Source organism: Shewanella mangrovisoli (genome assembly GCF_019457635.1).
Lineage (GTDB): Bacteria > Pseudomonadota > Gammaproteobacteria > Enterobacterales > Shewanellaceae > Shewanella > Shewanella mangrovisoli.
Genome location: NZ_CP080412.1, coordinates 4363132 through 4380229 on the forward strand (window position 1 = coordinate 4363132; position 17098 = coordinate 4380229).

Consider the following 17098-nt stretch of genomic DNA (forward strand, 5'->3'; position numbering starts at 1 on the left):
AAATCCAGCCAATCGCTCGCAAACCATCCCAAATCCTCAAATCTTGATACACTTCAATTAGTTTTTATAGATATGCCGCCATAATGCGTGGCAGAATCAGTGCATTACTGTGGCTTGTGCTAACACCATTGGCCCGCCATAGCACAAAGTTATCTTCCTTTAAGGACACGCTGAGCTAGCGAATACCTGTCTTGGCTCAGCAATAAACGGACATCACCTTGCAATGAACGAACTCGAACAACAATTTTTGCAGCAACTTGAAAACAAGTTAGGAATGCCGCTGACAAACTGCGCGCCAGCTTAGATGCAGCACAATACAAACACGCCGTACTTGGGCTGATTTTCGTTAAATATGTGTCGGATTCTTTTAGCCTGCGCCAAGATGACATCAAAGCCGAGCTCGCCAATCCTGAGCACGAATACTACCTCGACCCACAAGGCTTAAGCGCTGAAGACCTAGCCGAAGAAATCGCCGCAGAGTTAGAACAGCGCGATTACTACACCGAGAAAAACGTATTTTGGTTACCGCCTGAATCCCGCTGGCAGTTCTTGCAAAACAACGCGCCGCTAGCGATTGGTTCTGTCGAGCTCACCATTGCTGGTAAACCGAAAAAAATCACTTCAGTCGGTCACTTGATTGATACCGCCCTTGAAGGCATTGAGCGCGATAATCCCAAACTGAAAGGGGTGCTTAACAAAAGCTACTCAGCCCTGCGTATCGACCAAGCCAAGCTGGTGGAGCTGATTAACTTAATTGCCACCATTCCGTTTAATCACAAGACCCTCAACAGTAAAGATATTCTTGGCCATGTGTACGAGTATTTTCTCGGCCAGTTTGCGCTTGCTGAAGGTAAAAAAGGCGGTCAGTTCTATACCCCAGCTTCTATTGTCACCCTTATCGTTGAAATGATTGAACCATTTGAAGGCCGCGTGTATGACCCAGCCATGGGCTCTGGCGGCTTCTTTGTGCAGTCAGAAAAGTTTATTGAGCGTTACGCCGGTAAACACGCGATTGACCCGCTCACACAAAAGCAAAAAATCTCCATTTACGGCCAAGAATATAACTACACCACATGGCAATTGGCTGCAATGAACATGGCCATTCGTGGCCTCGATTACGATTTTGGTAAAGAGCCCGCCAGCACCTATACCCATGACCAACACCCTGATTTACGCGCCGACTTCATTATGGCCAACCCACCATTCAACATGAAAGAGTGGGACACCGGTGTGGATGATAACGACCCTCGCTGGAAATACGGCAAGCCGCCATCAGGCAATGCTAACTTTGCTTGGTTGCAGCATATGCTGTCACACCTTGCACCCAACGGCTCACAAGCGCTATTGCTGGCGAATGGCTCCATGAGTTCCACCACCAATAACGAAGGTGAAATCCGTAAAAATCTGGTCACCAACGACTTAGTGGAATGTATGGTAGCACTGCCGGGGCAACTGTTTACCAACACCCAAATTCCCGCCTGTATCTGGTTTTTAACCAACAACAAAGGTGCACGAACCGATAAAGCCGGTCGTCAACTGCGCAACCGCAAAGGCGAAGTGCTGTTTATTGATGCGCGTAACCTTGGTTATATGAAAGACCGTGTGCTACGTGACTTCACCATGGATGATATCCAGAAGGTAGCTGATGTTTTTCATGCCTGGAAAACTGGCGTTGAAGTAAATGGTGTGGCTTACCAAGACCAAGCAGGCTTCTGTATGTCAGCCGATTTAGCGCTGATTGAAAAGCACGATTTTGTGCTAACGCCGGGGCGTTATGTTGGCGCAACTGAAGAGCTAGATGACGGCATTCCGTTTGCGGAAAAGATGGCGACCTTGACCGACAAACTCAGTGAGCAGTTTGCTGAGTCAGCAATGCTAGAGGCTGAAATCAAAAAGAACCTAGCGGGGTTAGGCTATGAGTTGTAATTGGCCTTTAAAACGCATCTCTGAAGTTGCCAACTTTGAAAATAACAAACGGATCCCTTTGAAGAGCCTTGACCGAGAAAAAAGGCAAGGTATTTATCCATACTATGGGGCATCAGGTGTTGTTGATCATATAGACGATTTCATTTTTGATGGTCGCTATCTTTTGATTTCAGAAGATGGAGAAAATCTTCGCACAAGAAATACACCAATTGCTTTCCAAGCTAGTGGTAAGTTTTGGGTCAACAACCATGCTCACATACTGTCTGAAAAAGAGGAAGGTATTCTTGACTACTTAGAATACTATTTCTCTGTATTGAACATTGGTGCGTATATCACCGGGGCGGTTCAGCCGAAGTTAAATAAAGCTAACCTAGATAAAATTGAGATTCCAATCCCTCCTAAAGATGAGAGGATAAAACTCAATAATATCCTCAATAGCTTTAAGTATAAGGTGGCGTTGAATTCAGAAACCAACCAAACCCTAGAACAAATGGCGCAAGCTATCTTCAAATCATGGTTTGTCGACTTCGAACCAGTGAAAGCCAAAATGAATGGCGAGCAACCGGAAGGCATGGATGCTGCGACTGCCTCACTTTTCCCCGAAAAGTTCGTTGAATCTGAGCTAGGTTTGATTCCTGAGGGTTGGGAAGTAAGCACCTTATCTAGCTTGATACAACTTACTGGTGGCGGAACTCCAAAACGTTCGGAAGAAACATATTGGAATGGCGATATTCCTTGGTTTTCAGTTAGAGATGTGCCATCAGCAAGCAACGTATTTGTTGTCGATACTGAGGAGAAGATTACTGAACTTGGTCTAAAAAAATCATCGACGAAGCTACTTCCAAAAGGAACAACAATTATTACGGCTCGCGGTACTGTTGGTAAATTAGCCCTTGTTGGTACGGACATGTGCATGAACCAATCGTGTTACGGGATTCGAGGTAAAGATATTGGCGATTACTACAATTACTTCAACCTAAAGGAAGCGGTAAGCACCCTTCAACGGAATACTCACGGAGGTGTCTTTGACACGATCACCACAAAGACATTTGACACCTATTCTATGGCATTTAGTGGAGTAGAGCTTGCAAATAAATTTGACGCGATAGTCGCTCCTCTTCTTCAAAAAATTGAGGCGAATGTACGACAAAATATAGAGCTTGCAACACTCCGTGACACACTGCTTCCTAATTTGCTTTCCGGCGAAATTGAGCTGAAAAAATTAGGGGGCGACAATGAGTAAGCTATTTCAGGATAGTCACTTTGTTATTGAACGAGTGGAGCAGTATTTAAGTACAAAGTTAGGTGAGTATGCTGACTTTAATAATGAATTAAATTTAAGTGCGACTGTTACTGTCGAGTCAGAAGGACCTAAAGTCAGTATTCATAGCATGAATGATTCCTCAGTTGTTTATCAGTATGATGTTAGTGACATATTATATTGGGTTGAGCGAGATACATATTTTGATGAATTAGAAAAGTGGAATGGTATAAAGCTCGAAGAAAAGCATTATTTGGCCGTTAAATTTTTGAAGGAAACTGAACAAGTACCTTTGTTTTTGGATTTAATCGATGCTATCAAACGACAACGTGTTGCACCTTTTGTCGGTGCGGGAGTCGCTTTAGCTGCTGGTTATCCTCTATGGGGAAAGGCATTAGAAAGGCTTGCCAAACAGATAGGTGGCGAAGAATTGCTAGCTCAAATAAAGCACGAGTTATCGAACAATCACTACCTTGAAGTAGCTGAGTTACTGTATCAAAAAAATGAAGCTTATTTTGACAATTTTGTTCAAACAGAATTTCGTTTAAAAGCAGCACAGGAAGATGATAGGCCTCTTTTTCCCCCTGTTATCGACTTGTTGCCAACGTTGGCGTCGTCATGTGTGATAACTACTAACTTTGATCGGTTGATAGAGAAAAAATTCGATCAGACAAAGGGGAGTTCATTAAATGGTTATATGTATGGGAAGCAGGAACAAAATGGCTTTATAAGCCAACTGCTAAAAGGCGAGCGTTGTTTGATGAAGCTACACGGTGATGCAGCGCAACCTAAGTCATATGTGTTTACCGAGTCGCAGTATGATGAGGCTTATGGAATTAATGGTATCGACTTTTCCAAGCAACTTCCACGATCTCTACGTCAAATTTATATCAGCCATTCTTTATTGTTTCTCGGATGTTCTCTTGAAAAAGATAGAACACTAGAATTATTTGAATCTGTTAAGCAGGAAGGTCATTTTGAAATTCCTGATCATTTTGCTTTTCTTCCTCTACCAAAACCAAGCGATGTAGCTGATAAAAAAGGTCGTCTCTTAAGCCTCAATATCAAGCCGATTTGGTATGAGGTCAAGGAACATGACCATTCGATGCTAGAAAAATGTTTAGAGTTGGCTCTTGATGTCGCTTCTAAAAAATATAGTTTGAGGAGTGTTTCGTGATCAGTGAAGAACAATTGGAAGTGCAATCTATTAACTGGTTTATTGATCTGGGCTACCTGTATCAAAATGGCTATGACATAGCGCCAGATGGCGATACTCCAGAACGAGAAAACTTCCACCAAGTGATCCTCAAGCAGCGGCTGCTCGACAAGCTCACGTTATTAAATCCAGAAATTCCAGCAGATTCGCTGTTGGAAATTGCTAATACCGTAGCAACGCCCGATACGCCGGTGCTGATCAAAAATAACCGCTGCTTTCATCAATACCTTATTGAAGGCGTGCCATTAGAGTACTCGGTGATTGAAGAGGATCAGCGGGTAACCAAACATACTCATGTGCGCCTAATCGACTTTGATAATGTGGCGAACAACGAGTTTTTAGTGGTTAATCAATTCACCATTATTGGCACTAAAGGGAATCGTCGCCCTGATGTGGTGGTGTTTATCAATGGCTTGCCGATTGCGGTGATTGAGCTGAAAAATCCCGCAAATGAGCACACCGATATTTGGCAAGCTTATAACCAGATCCAGACTTACAAAGAAGAAATTGCCGATCTGTTTGTGTTTAACGAGGCGACGGTGCTGAGTGATGGTTGGTTGGCGCGCGTAGGCTCACTCACGGCGAATAAAGAGCGCTACCTGCCGTGGAAGACCATTAACAGTGAAGACGATAAACCGCTGTTAGAGATGCAGCTAGAAACCATGGTACGTGGCTTTTTTAAGCCGGAGTTGCTGCTGGATTACATTCGTTACTTCATTTTGTTTGAGAACGATAACGAAACGCTGATCAAAAAGATTGCCGGTTATCACCAATTCCATGCGGTACGGGCCGCCGTTAAAGCGACAGTGATTGCTGCCGCCAATGGCGAGGGCATAAAAGAACCACGCGCGAATTACGCCAACAAGGTGGTGCCCGGCAGTAAAAAAGCTGGGGTGGTGTGGCATACGCAGGGCAGTGGTAAAAGTATCTCGATGGTGTGTTACGCCAGCAAATTACTGCAACAGCCGGAAATGAATAACCCCACGTTAGTGATTGTGACTGACCGTAACGATTTAGATGGCCAGTTGTATAACACCTTTATGATGGCGCAAGACACGCTTAAACAGATACCCCAGCAAGCCACTGATAGAGATACCTTGCGCGACTTGTTGCTCAATAGACAGTCGGGCGGCATCATTTTTACCACAGTACAGAAATTTGCCTTGCTGGATGATGAAACGGAACATCCAACATTGTCAGCACGCAGTAACATTGTGGTGGTTTCGGATGAGGCCCATCGTAGCCAATACGGTAATAAAGCGCGCCTAAGCAATGTGAAGGACGAGCAGGGCAATGTGATTGGCCAACGCTATGTTTACGGCTATTCCAAATATATGCGTGATGCTTTACCCAATGCTGCATTTATTGGTTTTACCGGAACGCCGATTTCACTAGATGATAAAGACACTCGTGGTGTGTTTGGCGATTACGTGTCTATCTATGATATTCAAGATGCGGTGGACGATGGCGCGACCGTGCCCATCTATTACGAATCTCGTTTGGCCAAGCTGACCATCAATCAAGATGAGATTGAGGCGCTTAATGACCAAGTGGAAGAGGAAATCGGTGAAGAGGAAGAAACCTCGGCGCGCGAAAAACTCAAATCGCAATGGTCAACATTAGAGAAGCTGGTCGGTGCTAAGCCGCGAATTGATCAAGTTGCAGCAGATTTAGTGACGCATTTTACTACCCGTACCGAACCCTTCCCCGGCAAAGCTATGATAGTGGCGATGAGCCGCGAAATTTGCGTGGATTTATACAATGCCATTGTGGCGATTAAACCGGAATGGCATAGCGAGGATCCGCTGCAAGGTGCTATCAAAGTTGTTATGACTGGCAGTGCGGCCGATAAAGCCAAGTTGCAACCGCACATCTATGACAAGAAAACCAAAAAGCTGTTTGAGAAGCGATTTAAAGATACCAACGACGCGCTGCAATTGGTGATTGTACGTGACATGTGGTTAACGGGGTTTGATGCCCCATGTTGCCACACCATGTACGTTGATAAACCGATGAAAGGCCATAACCTCATGCAGGCGATTGCCCGTGTTAACCGCGTGTTTAAAGATAAGCCCGGCGGTTTGGTCGTGGATTACATCGGTATTGCCAATGAGCTTAAAAACGCGCTGAAAACCTACACCAACAGCCAAGGTAAAGGTGCGCCAACGGTTGATGCGGCTGAAGCCTTTGCCGTGCTGGAAGAAAAAATCGACATCATCCGAGGCATGTTTGCGACACCGATGGATGGCCATGTATTTAACTATCGGCCAGAGTTTGAAACCAAGCCGCTGCAACTTTTACCGGGAGCGGTTAACCATATTGCGGGGCTGAGCCATTCCACCAGCAAAGGTGAACAAGTCCGTGATGGCAAGCGTCGCTTTTTGGATGTAATGGCCGCTTTATCTAAAGCGTATTCGCTATGTAATACCCTTGATGAGGCCAAGCAGTATCGCGAAGAAATCGCTTTTTTCGCTGCCATTAAAACTGCGTTTCTTAAGCATTCCAACGTAGATAGTAAACGCAGTGATGAAGAGAAAAACTTTGCACTTCAGCGGATCTTAAATAACGCCATTGTGGCTGAAGGTGTTGAAGATATCTTCAAAACCGTTGGACTCGATAAGCCCAATATCGGATTGTTATCTGAGGAATTTCTCGAAGATGTGAAAAACATGAAAGAGAAGAACCTTGCCGTAGAGTTGTTGGAAAAGCTGCTGCGTGATGAAGTGAAATCCAGTATGAAGAATGATGTGGTTCAAGAGCGAACCTACTCTGAGCGGATCACTGAAACCCTGCGGAAATACCACAATCGCAGCATTGAAACTGCACAGGTGATTGAAGAGCTGATTAAGTGGGCGAAAGAGATGCAAGCTGATGCTGAAATGACGGCAAAGCTTAATCTTTCTATTGATGAAATCGCCTTCTACCGCGCGCTGGTGGTGAATGAGGCTTCGGTTCGTGAGCTTGGTGATGATAACTTACGTCTGCTCGCCATTGAGTTGACTAAGCAGCTACGCCAATCTGCGAGTGTTGATTGGCAGAAGCGGGAGAGTGTACGAGCCAGAATGCGCAACCTTGTGCGCCGTCTATTACGCCGTTGGAAGTATCCACCTGACCAAGCCGACGCCGCCATTCAGTTGATATTGGAGCAAGCCGAAGCGCTGGCGGATGGTTGGACTGCGGCTGTTTAAAATGTGTTGCTGGTTAGTTTGATAAGCAATAACCAGCAGATAAGCTTAGTTAAAAGAGAAGAATGGACCCAAATGAATCTATTCAGTTACTGGTATTCCTGCTTAACTGAGCAAGCGAACACTCATACCGATGACCTTGTTGTGCTTGAGGGGCTGAAAAAGTCCATAGATATTGATGGTGAATTTGAATTTGGTTTACCGCCGGGACCATTCTTTGGGCCATTAAAAACCGCAAAAATTGTGCTTTGTTATGCTAACCCTAGTCGTGATGCAAAAACCGCTGAGGTTGTTGCGTCGCAGGAATTGAAGGATAAGTTGTTTGCTCAACTTGATGGTTTACAGTCTTATCCTTATCAGATACAGGGTTGGGATAAATGGTTTAAGCCAGTTGCCAATAGTTTGTTTGATGGGAATTGTGAACTGGCATCAAAGCATATCTGTGTGTTTAATTTAGTCCCTTATGCCTCTACCAATATGGACCAAGTACAAAGTTTTGCCACCAGCTTGCTAAGTGTTTGGGCGGCACAAGAATACCTTAGGCGGACACTAATCCCGCAAGCTTTGAGAGAAGAAATTCTATTGGTGATGTGCCGTTCTTCTCAATTGTGGGGATTACAGACTCCACATGGTTCTGCAAATATTGTGATTAACAAAACGCGAGTTGGGTTCACTGATGAAACCAAGAAGCGTATTAAAGCGTGGCGAAATTCCATGAACCTAAACTAAGCCCATTACATGCAGTGACTTCAATCGCGGATGTCACGTTAAGGTATGAGGATTAATTAGCTTTTATTGGATGTTTTGAGCTTCTTTAAGTATTTGTTGAGCACTTTTTGGACTGGGTCCATTGGCATTCGGGCTGTGTAACCAAAACCCTTTTTCCGTTCAGTTTTAGAAAATATCCTCATTTCATGTGCTAACTCCGCATGAGAGCCGCTTAATCTATTGAAATAAGGAGTTGGGAAGACTGCCGAGTAGATATGGAATTTGAGGTGTTCAGCAGCGGTGTCTTTATAGTAATGATCCAGTGCGGACTGGATCAAAAGCAGTGCCTCTGGTCCTTCATATTCAGCAATATAGTATTTAACGGTTTCTAGCTCAAATCGATATTGACGAACAATTTCGATAACTTTATCTAAGTTGCGAGTTTGCATTTCACTTAGTCCTATCAACCGCCAATAGGCATGGAGAGCATTTTCTACGTCTATTTTTTTTATTTTTAGGTCAAGGCGTTTATAGAAATGCCACATGAAAGCATTAACAAGAGCATTCACCCTTACGGCTAATTTTCCCTCTTTTGTTTTGGCTCCAGTAGAGCGACCGCCATGGAGCTTGCAGCGGCCATTAGCTTTATTACCATAACGCTGGCAAGGGTGACCACTGCGAGTCTTTGCTCCACAACGTGGTAGTGTTTCTAAATCAAATCGGCCCATGGCTATTCCCTCTTTTGATCAACAAGCGTGGATCTGTAATAGGTGGATCTGCTTCGGTTCATGGACTTTGTTTTGCATTTTGATGAGAGGCATTTTGAATTCGGGTCATCAAAGTGCATTAAACGCCTAAAGTCCTACGTTTTTCTGTGTTTGAGTGTGTTTCAGTCCCCTTTGCTGGTGGATCAATTGCCATTAATGGATCTTGAGTTTTTATCGGTTCATGGGGTACTCAGGTGTGATCCACTACAAAGTGGATCTACAAGGTGATGTAAACTGGATGTCCTAGTCAGAATAGATTCTTTCAGTTGCTGGGCATGGCTTCTTTCGGTAAACCAAGCAAAGGCAGGCTTGATGGGTTTAACTGCTTCTCTTATCGTGCTCTCAGCATGCTGGGCTTTACTCTGCGCTGATTGATTTGAGCTGTAATAAAAGGGTCAACCAAGAGCGTATCTTTACTATCGTCAAATGATGCTGCTGGTTGGATTTTATTGCTCAGAAACGAACGCGCTTTGATACCGAGTTCCTTTGTCACTGTTTTGGCAAAGGAACTGAGACGGTAAATAGCATGCTTGAGTGAGGGCTTATTCCCACGACACATGATGTTGAAAGGATTATCGACTAATGACGCTGTTCCACCAGTTCGCTCCCATTGTGATTTAAGCTGACTTAACAGTTTGTGTGGATAGTTAATTTTATGTCCACTGAGCATAAGGGCGACATGATAGTGTTGTATTTCAGAGTGATGCCGCTCTCTAGCACATAGGTATTGCACCTTACATTTGTATTGTTGAGATAGTGCACCGGCCTGCTGCTTAAGGAACTGATTAATTAGATTGTTATCAGCAGAATACTGCTTTGGGTGTAAATCAATCCTAATCACCATGACTTTACTATAGTGACTTAACATGACTTCACATCTGGAAATGATTTTCTCCACGAGTTGTGGCTTAAGCCCTTGAGATTTGGGTTTGTAGACATGGTAAGCATGATCCTTATACGTCATTAGTAGTGAATTATGTTTGTTGATACAGAACATCGTTTAACCTTCTATTTTTGACATACTGAAAACAGGCGGCCATATAATATTTAATATCCGCCGATTTATCGGGCTTGATCGATAGTGTTCGATTAAGCCCCTAGGGGTTTTAAGGCTTTTCAGTCGGTTTTGATTTGTAGGTGTAGTGCGTCAAACTGCGTCACTACACTCGTTAAAAAAAGCAGGCGAAGCCTGCTTTACACCAGAAAGTAGCGTGCTCATTCACTTTAATAGCCACTCACGCACATCTTTGAATAGCCAGCATGAACGTCCATTCTCTATTGAGGCTGGTTTGGGAAATTTCCCTGCTTTAATTCTTCGCCCCAAGGTTGAGCGGCTAATGCCGAGTAATCTCTGGATTTCTGGCTTCCTAACGACACGATATTCATCAATAAAATGAGCTAAGTGATCGGTATTGGATGTTTGCATTAGTACTTTCCACCTTCGGCTGTTTGGCGGGAAGCTACCCATTCCGTTAGTTCAGATAACAGCCAACCGACTGAAGTACTTTGCGGATAGAGTCGTCTACGCTTAGGAAAAAGCCCCTTACGCTCAAGTGACCACGCTGTAGTGCGAGAAATAGAAGTGATTGCTTTACGCTCGGCTTCACGAACGATACGGTCTGTAGATGGTTTATTTAATGAGTTCATGCTCACTCCCGTTCAATGTTGTTCGGGAGTGATTGTGATAAAGGCTAAAAACTAAAAAAAGTAGCTCTACTTAGCAGAAACTTTTTTTGACGTCTAATCAATTGTTTTTAAACATTATTAACATTTAATGCTTTTTTAATCTTTTGCATCGAATAAGCAGAATTTAAGGCCTGACGTACCACTACAAAACTTGGTTTGGGTTGATGCTTGAGATTGTCTGGTTTCTTAATTGTCTTAAGCCAAGAATGTAATGTTGTAGCTTCAGGAGAGCGAGCACTAAATTTCATTAGTGAAGGAATGTTTTTATTGTCGCCATGTTTAGAAAAATCTATAAGTATGGCGTCGATTGCCTTTGCTAACATAGATTTAGGTGTATTTGATAAGTTTGGAGTCCCATATATGTGATTAGCCATGTCGCAGACTAGTATTTTCAATGGTTCAACAGCATTAGCTTTTGCCAGACCACCTTTCTGTGGTTTATCGACTATAGCTGCATAACCTAAATTAGTATACCGTTCAGTTATAGCTAGTGAATCATTACTTCCCGCGTAATAACCGAGGTGAAAACTTGTCTCAATAATACGGTCAACTTGTGATAATACCTCTTCTGCTATGGGACCCTCTAAGAGGCTTAGCAACGCAGATGCTTGCTTCACAAAAATGTCAGTATTATCTATGACTAATCCAAGTTGAGAGGGGTTTCGCTTTGACGCCCTATCTGCAAAAAGCTCGCATCCACTTTGCCTCAATCGGTGAGCCCTTGCACCAATTAACAAGAGGAGTTCCATCCCCGGATTCTTGCAATCTTTGATAAAGTTCAATTGATTAGGTATTTCTTCAGAGAGTGCTTCACCCACTAACTCGAACTGTCTGGCAACAAAACCCTTGTTAAGTCGCTACTACGGCTATATTTGACAGTGGCAGGTATATTCATTGTGCACCTTATTTTTACTTCAACTACATTAGATTGATATCTGATTGCAAAATTTTCAGTCTATCTAACCATTAATCAAGCAGTTGAAGTATCGATGACAATCTTGAGCTATGACAATCCCACTGCCCAACATCTAGTGCTGACCGCTAAAAAAACAACCTAACTGTAAAATTGTTCATTCCGGTTTATCAGGGTTTGTATAGTGTATGAGCATTAATGCTTTAGCCTTCAGGAATGATCCACAAAGGCCTTATGCTCAAACTTGTCTAGTGAATTAGGACGATTCATACAATGTTTTTCATCTGAGATTGTCAAATTCCCAACCTGTCTAAGCTTAATTCAAGGGAATGAAGCTTAGACTTACTAGACTACGCTTATCGATATTCTAAACACCAATAATTATGTGTTCTGAGATAAATAACATTTTGTTAAGGACAAGCTTTTCTAAAATCGTGTAAGATTTTCGATGCCCAGGCGCTGAGCCCTTTTCTTTAATCCACTGATAATCGAATCGCGTATTTGAACAGGAAAATCATCGGGAAGCTCTCTGCTGACTTTCATGATCACAAAATCGAGCATATCGGCCATTTCAGTCATAATCCCTACCATACTGTCAGTATCAAATCCCACAGTTTTAGCAGTCTGAATAAAGTGTCTTGGAAATATGCTTTCTAGCAGTACCTTTTTACCTTTACTGCCCTTCAACGCCATTGCCAGCTTTACATCGCGAATGTTAGGCCCTTTACCCCCAAGAGCCGGATAGATCGATAAAATATCGTAAAGGGGGGTTAATCGATAACCGCCACCAGCATCAATAAAAATTGAGAAGTTTTTAGCGTGACCATCAATAGCACCCAGTAACCAAAACAAGACTTGAGCCTTCATGAAATCATATCTGTCTCGTTCTGGCATTGCGGACCCCAGTAGTTGAGCCATGATGGCTTGGATTCCTGGCCCACCATCGCTTTCATATTTTTTTGCTGGTGGTACATTCAGAACCTGACAAAAATCCTCTTGTGGAAGACGCATTAACCAACTGCCATCGGATGCTAAACGTCGATCAAATCGCTCAACAACAAGCGCTTTAATATCACCGACTTTCATGATGTTACATCCAGCTACAGCAAGGCCAAATGCCTTAGCGATCTTCATACAAAGATATTCGTTTTCCACGCTATCAGACATATCTATATCAAACGAATGACCCTTTATAGTACCAATGGGCAATTTAATAATATGTGTTGTCGGTGTTGCATGAAGCGGCAAACACCACTTCCCATCTATATTGAGCAGCGCAGTTTTTTCCTGGGCACCTGCTATAGAGATCCTGAAATCATCTTGCTCCCTAAGCATGCCTAACGGGATACCAGACAAATAACCTTTCAATACCTTTTCTAGCTCGGCAGAAGACAGCGGTTTAGCATCTATCTGCCTAACATTAATGGGCAACTCGCCTTGAGGAATTAATTGCAATGCACCAACACTGTCTTGTCCAATCTTTGCAAGCAAGTCAAAAGGCTGCGAGGAAGCGGCTTGATGGCGAGCAACAATGCGGTTACGAACTTCGGGATTATCGGGCAATAGGTTATCGAAGAAGTTGTAAACCTCATCGCCGATATAAGCTTGCCTTCGTAGTGGCATTGATAGTGATATGGGGCGGCTACCTGCCAATGCAAGCCAATCCTCGTGATACTTGAATTGGTGGGCACCTGTCGGAGTTTTGATAAATTCGCCAACTAGATAACCATTCATGTAGACATCTAACGCCGCCATTACCACTCCTCTTTCCAGTCTTGGCCATCTAATGAGGTGTTATCCAAGCGAATATTATCAATGCTAACTCCTCTCTTCTTAACCTCTAATTCAAGATTGAGCGACGCCAGGAGCTTAAAAAGCGTCTCCAGCTTTGTGGAATCGGGGTTTTGCTCGAAGCTTGATACTGTATCTTGGCGAATGCCAACTTTATTAGCCACTTTGCTTTGAGAAAGCTTCAAGGATAGACGAGTATCTTTAAGATAATTACTTAGCTGTTTAGCTGTTGTCACTTTCATATCAAGCCCTTCATTAACTTAGATACCAACAATCACATATTACACGCTATAACCGGTAATTCAACACTTACACGCTATAGCCGGTAAAATGACAGTTACACGCTATAACAGGTAAAACTGGTATTTTGAAGCAGCACAAAGAAGAATGCCTTTACGACAAAAACGCGAAACGTATTAAAACCAAAAGATTGAAACCAACTTTAATGCTTCGTAGACACCAATCAAAACGGGACTAACTTGGTGACTAAAACAACTAACAGACTAAATAGCAAAAGACAAGTATATGTATTTAAAATAAAAATAAAAGAAATCAATATTCAGATCCAAAACGTGGAATAGTGATATTTGTGTTATCTAAAACCAAAAGCCCTTTTTAAGGGCTTTTGGTTTCTGGAGGCTAGCCGAGTAATGAAATTAGCTTCTGCTGTAGCTCATGGTGGGAGGCGACTTGAAAGTGGGGACGAATACCTGCGGGGGCCGCGTGTCCATGGACGTTATACCAACAGGTGTGGAATCCCGCATTGATGCCGCCTTGAATGTCTGAATGTGGGTTATCGCCCACCATCAACACTTGCTCGCGCGCAGGCTGACCCATCAATTCAAGGGCATATTCAAAAATACCGACATCGGGTTTTGCGATACCCACTTTTTCTGAAATCACCAAAATATCAAAATGATGCTGTAAACCAGTACGCTCTAAACGCACTGTCTGCAACTCGGTAAAACCATTGGTGATGATCCCCATTTTGGCTTTTCCCTGCAGCGCGGCCAACAATTCACGGGCGCCGGGCAAGGGCGCACAAATCTCGGCCATAGCCGTTAAAAATGCACTGTTTAGGGTTTGTGGGGTCACAGTAAGCTTTGCCGCCCAAGGCTCGAAGCGTATGGTTTGCAGTTCGGCGGCGCTGATCTTGCCATCCTGATACTCAACCCACAGCGGCTTATTTACACTTTGATATTCTTCGAAATCAGCCCGAGTAAAATCGACCCCAAAGCCTGAAAACATCAGTTTCAGTCCTTCGAAAGCATCGAAATAAAAGAGGGTTTCATCGGCATCGAAAAGCACCCAAGAGTAAGGTGCGGCCGAAGAATTAGTCTGGCTTGAGAACGACATAACACTCCTAATAACAAACAAAAAAATCAAATGCTAAGCATGAAAAAACGATGCGACAACCCCAAAAATGATCAACACAACAGCCAATCCCAACTTGGCTCGGTTTTCACATACCCGAGAATGACAAAGCAACCTGTTCGCTACGATATGATGAGGTTGAACGGCGATTAACGCCATATCACAACGACCAATTCGCATGCTTTACCTTCGGCGTAGATTGCTTCGCTCGATTAAGGAACACGACACCCGCTAACATCAAACATACTCCAACGAGCGACGCCCAATGAATACCGCTGGCGCGAGATATTATATCCAGAACAACGCCTGTCAGCATCTGCCCACATATCACCAGCAAAGTACAACGCATCACCCCTAACGATGGCAATGCCCAACTATTTAGCACGACAAATAAAGCACCAATGACTCCACCAAGGTACAAATACACTGGCGGCTGCCCTTGTAGCTGATTTGCGCCACTCTCTAGGCAGATTATCCATGCACTCAAGACTACAAAGCCCACAATATGATTACAGCAAGATGCAATTAACGCATGGCTATGTTTTGCCAAAGCACCATTAAAGGTTCGGCTTAAGGCAATTAAACCGCCATTAAGCAGTGCGATAAGTACCATCAATTCCATTCAATTTCCCCTGCTACGCCAGCTAATGTGAATAAATCACTAACATGGCTCCCAACAAAATCATTACCATAGCAATAGCTTCTGTGAATCGAATGCGCCGTTTAACGACACCGAAATAACCACAGCAGTCAAATATACAGCTCAAGATTAACTGCCCCACGAGCATCAAGGCTAAGGTGCCAGCTAAGGCTAATTCACTGTTGACTGTGACAGCGGCCAACACAACCGTCGCAGCACCAGTAACACCACCTAAATACGCCCACCAAGGTAATAATGATCGACTCGCATCGGCATTCAAAGCCAACTTGGCTTCTTTACTCATCAGCTTTTTTCTCAGTAAAAACAGCACCAACAACACTGTTATTGCGCCAATACCATGAGCCATCCAAGATGCCAAAAGCGGTGAGCTATACATAGCAAGCTGACTATTGAGCTTAATCATTAATGCCAGTAAAACGCCGGAACAGAGCGCCACAAAGGGCATAAATAAGGTCAGTTTGTTTGACGTTTGCATCAAAACAGTCCATCCATTTTTGTTGCAAAATAGTCTACAGTGATAGTTTAGGCCTTATAATCCACCGTAATAGAAACTTATTGTTGAGCTTTAGCTGACAATTAATGTTGATGATTTCCGCTTTAAGCGAAAAGCGAGATGCAAGTGAGGCCCTAAATCCCCTCATACTCAGCTTAAAGTGATATAAACAAGACCTACAGCCAAGTCTCGGCTGTTACATCATCGTTTGATAAAGGAAGCCCTGCATGGAACATTTTTCCGCCCTGCCCATTTTCGTCACCGTGGTGGAATGCGGTAGCTTTTCCGCTGCGGGACAAAAACTTGGGCTGAGTAAATCAGCCATCAGCAAACGAATCACACAGTTGGAGCAACACTTAGGGATTCAATTGTTACAACGCACCACTCGCAGTTTGAGCCTAACGGGTGCTGGCGCGCGCTATTTCGAATATATTCGCCCGGCGGTACAGCTCACCCAAGAAGGATTGGATGCCATCTCCGAATTGCAGCAAACACCTAAAGGCAATCTGCGAATTTCCGTGCCTATGGTGTTTGGCCGCTTGTATATTGCACCTTTAATCGCTGAGTTTTTAAAACGTTACCCCGATATTCAGCTGCAAATGCAAATGGATGATAAGACCACGGATTTAATCGCAGGCGGCTTCGATTTAGCCATTCGCATCGGCGAACTGCCCGACTCCAGCCTTATAGCCCGCAAAATTGCCCCTTGTTTGAGCGTGATTTGCGCATCCCCCGCCTATCTAGCGCAGCACGGTTCACCCATGACTCCTAGCGGGTTAACTCAGCACAACTGTTTGTTTTACAGTTACTTTCAAGATGGTGTGGAATGGAGTTTCCACAGTCCCTATGGCGTGCAACGTGTTCAACCCAAAGGCAATTATCAGGTGAATAATAGCGATGCTATCCACCAAGCCTGTCTTGATGGCCTTGGTATTGCCAATCTGCCACGCTTTATCGTAGAGTCCGACCTACAGGCTGGGCGTTTACAAACGATACTGACTGACTTTCCACTCCCCGAACATGGTATTTATGCTGTGTATCCACAGCGAAAATATCTCCCAACCAAAGTAACGGTATTGATTGAGTTTTTGATGGAGCAGTTGGGAAAAATCTAGGA

General features: G+C 43.7%; 16 protein-coding genes. 6 read left to right on the forward strand and 10 right to left on the reverse strand.

Annotated elements, in window-relative coordinates; all coding sequences use genetic code 11:
• Positions 1-288: 288 nt before the first annotated feature.
• The 5 genes from K0H60_RS18980 to K0H60_RS19000 all read left to right on the forward strand — a co-directional run bounded on the left by K0H60_RS18980 (position 289) and on the right by K0H60_RS19000 (position 8317).
• Positions 289-1926, forward strand: coding sequence for a type I restriction-modification system subunit M (locus tag K0H60_RS18980; protein ID WP_220058208.1), 1638 nt, complete (start codon positions 289-291; stop codon positions 1924-1926).
• Positions 1916-3169 carry a restriction endonuclease subunit S gene (locus K0H60_RS18985; RefSeq protein WP_220056697.1) on the forward strand — a complete coding sequence of 418 codons (1254 nt, stop codon included), beginning with the start codon at positions 1916-1918 and terminating at the stop codon, positions 3167-3169. Before K0H60_RS18980 ends, K0H60_RS18985 begins: the two co-directional genes overlap by 11 nt.
• Positions 3162-4364, forward strand: a complete 1203-nt coding sequence (locus K0H60_RS18990) for an SIR2 family protein (RefSeq protein WP_220056698.1) — start codon at positions 3162-3164, stop codon at positions 4362-4364. The genes K0H60_RS18985 and K0H60_RS18990 overlap by 8 nt, the downstream gene beginning before the upstream one ends.
• Positions 4361-7591 (forward strand): type I restriction endonuclease subunit R, encoded by a 3231-nt coding sequence (locus K0H60_RS18995; RefSeq protein ID WP_220056699.1) that lies wholly within the window; start codon positions 4361-4363, stop codon positions 7589-7591. Before K0H60_RS18990 ends, K0H60_RS18995 begins: the two co-directional genes overlap by 4 nt.
• 72 nt (positions 7592-7663) lie before the next feature.
• Positions 7664-8317, forward strand: a complete 654-nt coding sequence (locus tag K0H60_RS19000; RefSeq protein WP_220056700.1) for a hypothetical protein — start codon at positions 7664-7666, stop codon at positions 8315-8317.
• 56 nt (positions 8318-8373) lie between these two features.
• Here K0H60_RS19000 and K0H60_RS19005 read toward each other — a convergent pair whose 3' ends face one another.
• The 10 genes from K0H60_RS19005 to K0H60_RS19050 all read right to left on the reverse strand — a co-directional run bounded on the left by K0H60_RS19005 (position 8374) and on the right by K0H60_RS19050 (position 15963).
• Positions 8374-9024, reverse strand: coding sequence for an HGGxSTG domain-containing protein (locus K0H60_RS19005; RefSeq protein ID WP_220056701.1), 651 nt, complete (start codon positions 9022-9024; stop codon positions 8374-8376).
• Between the two features lie 370 nt (positions 9025-9394).
• On the reverse strand, positions 9395-10060 hold the full coding sequence (locus K0H60_RS19010) for a YagK/YfjJ domain-containing protein (RefSeq protein ID WP_220056702.1): 666 nt from the start codon (positions 10058-10060) through the stop codon (positions 9395-9397).
• Between the two features lie 222 nt (positions 10061-10282).
• Positions 10283-10531, reverse strand: coding sequence for a helix-turn-helix transcriptional regulator (locus tag K0H60_RS20655; protein WP_350354848.1), 249 nt, complete (start codon positions 10529-10531; stop codon positions 10283-10285).
• The gene (locus K0H60_RS19020; RefSeq protein ID WP_220056703.1) at positions 10489-10710 is read right to left on the reverse strand and encodes a helix-turn-helix transcriptional regulator; all 222 of its coding nucleotides are present in this window, start codon (positions 10708-10710) and stop codon (positions 10489-10491) included. The genes K0H60_RS20655 and K0H60_RS19020 overlap by 43 nt, the downstream gene beginning before the upstream one ends.
• 107 nt (positions 10711-10817) lie before the next feature.
• Positions 10818-11567: a hypothetical protein gene (locus K0H60_RS19025; protein ID WP_220056704.1), complete on the reverse strand. Its 750-nt coding sequence runs from the start codon at positions 11565-11567 to the stop codon at positions 10818-10820.
• 521 nt (positions 11568-12088) lie between these two features.
• On the reverse strand, positions 12089-13417 hold the full coding sequence (locus K0H60_RS19030) for a type II toxin-antitoxin system HipA family toxin (protein WP_220056705.1): 1329 nt from the start codon (positions 13415-13417) through the stop codon (positions 12089-12091).
• Positions 13417-13695 (reverse strand): helix-turn-helix domain-containing protein, encoded by a 279-nt coding sequence (locus tag K0H60_RS19035; protein ID WP_220056706.1) that lies wholly within the window; start codon positions 13693-13695, stop codon positions 13417-13419. The genes K0H60_RS19030 and K0H60_RS19035 overlap by 1 nt, the downstream gene beginning before the upstream one ends.
• 397 nt (positions 13696-14092) lie before the next feature.
• The gene (yjjG, locus tag K0H60_RS19040) at positions 14093-14809 is read right to left on the reverse strand and encodes a pyrimidine 5'-nucleotidase (RefSeq protein WP_220056707.1); all 717 of its coding nucleotides are present in this window, start codon (positions 14807-14809) and stop codon (positions 14093-14095) included.
• 178 nt (positions 14810-14987) lie between these two features.
• Positions 14988-15449: a DMT family transporter gene (locus K0H60_RS19045; protein ID WP_220056708.1), complete on the reverse strand. Its 462-nt coding sequence runs from the start codon at positions 15447-15449 to the stop codon at positions 14988-14990.
• Positions 15450-15471: 22 nt separating this feature from the next.
• Positions 15472-15963 (reverse strand): DMT family transporter, encoded by a 492-nt coding sequence (locus tag K0H60_RS19050; protein ID WP_220056709.1) that lies wholly within the window; start codon positions 15961-15963, stop codon positions 15472-15474.
• A gap of 245 nt (positions 15964-16208) precedes the next feature.
• Between K0H60_RS19050 and K0H60_RS19055 the strand changes: the two genes are divergently transcribed.
• Positions 16209-17096 carry a LysR family transcriptional regulator gene (locus K0H60_RS19055; RefSeq protein ID WP_220056710.1) on the forward strand — a complete coding sequence of 296 codons (888 nt, stop codon included), beginning with the start codon at positions 16209-16211 and terminating at the stop codon, positions 17094-17096.
• Positions 17097-17098 lie beyond the last annotated feature (2 nt).

Coding starts and splice junctions, on each gene's coding strand:
- K0H60_RS18985 (WP_220056697.1), top strand. CDS start 1,916: ATGAGTTGTAATTGGCCTTTAAAACGCATCTCTGAAGTTGCCAACTTT.
- K0H60_RS18990 (WP_220056698.1), top strand. CDS start 3,162: ATGAGTAAGCTATTTCAGGATAGTCACTTTGTTATTGAACGAGTGGAG.
- K0H60_RS19000 (WP_220056700.1), top strand. CDS start 7,664: ATGAATCTATTCAGTTACTGGTATTCCTGCTTAACTGAGCAAGCGAAC.
- K0H60_RS19005 (WP_220056701.1), bottom strand. CDS start 9,024: ATGGGCCGATTTGATTTAGAAACACTACCACGTTGTGGAGCAAAGACT.
- K0H60_RS19010 (WP_220056702.1), bottom strand. CDS start 10,060: ATGTTCTGTATCAACAAACATAATTCACTACTAATGACGTATAAGGAT.
- K0H60_RS20655 (WP_350354848.1), bottom strand. CDS start 10,531: ATGGGTAGCTTCCCGCCAAACAGCCGAAGGTGGAAAGTACTAATGCAA.
- K0H60_RS19020 (WP_220056703.1), bottom strand. CDS start 10,710: ATGAACTCATTAAATAAACCATCTACAGACCGTATCGTTCGTGAAGCC.
- K0H60_RS19030 (WP_220056705.1), bottom strand. CDS start 13,417: ATGGCGGCGTTAGATGTCTACATGAATGGTTATCTAGTTGGCGAATTT.
- K0H60_RS19035 (WP_220056706.1), bottom strand. CDS start 13,695: ATGAAAGTGACAACAGCTAAACAGCTAAGTAATTATCTTAAAGATACT.
- yjjG (WP_220056707.1), bottom strand. CDS start 14,809: ATGTCGTTCTCAAGCCAGACTAATTCTTCGGCCGCACCTTACTCTTGG.
- K0H60_RS19045 (WP_220056708.1), bottom strand. CDS start 15,449: ATGGAATTGATGGTACTTATCGCACTGCTTAATGGCGGTTTAATTGCC.
- K0H60_RS19050 (WP_220056709.1), bottom strand. CDS start 15,963: ATGCAAACGTCAAACAAACTGACCTTATTTATGCCCTTTGTGGCGCTC.
- K0H60_RS19055 (WP_220056710.1), top strand. CDS start 16,209: ATGGAACATTTTTCCGCCCTGCCCATTTTCGTCACCGTGGTGGAATGC.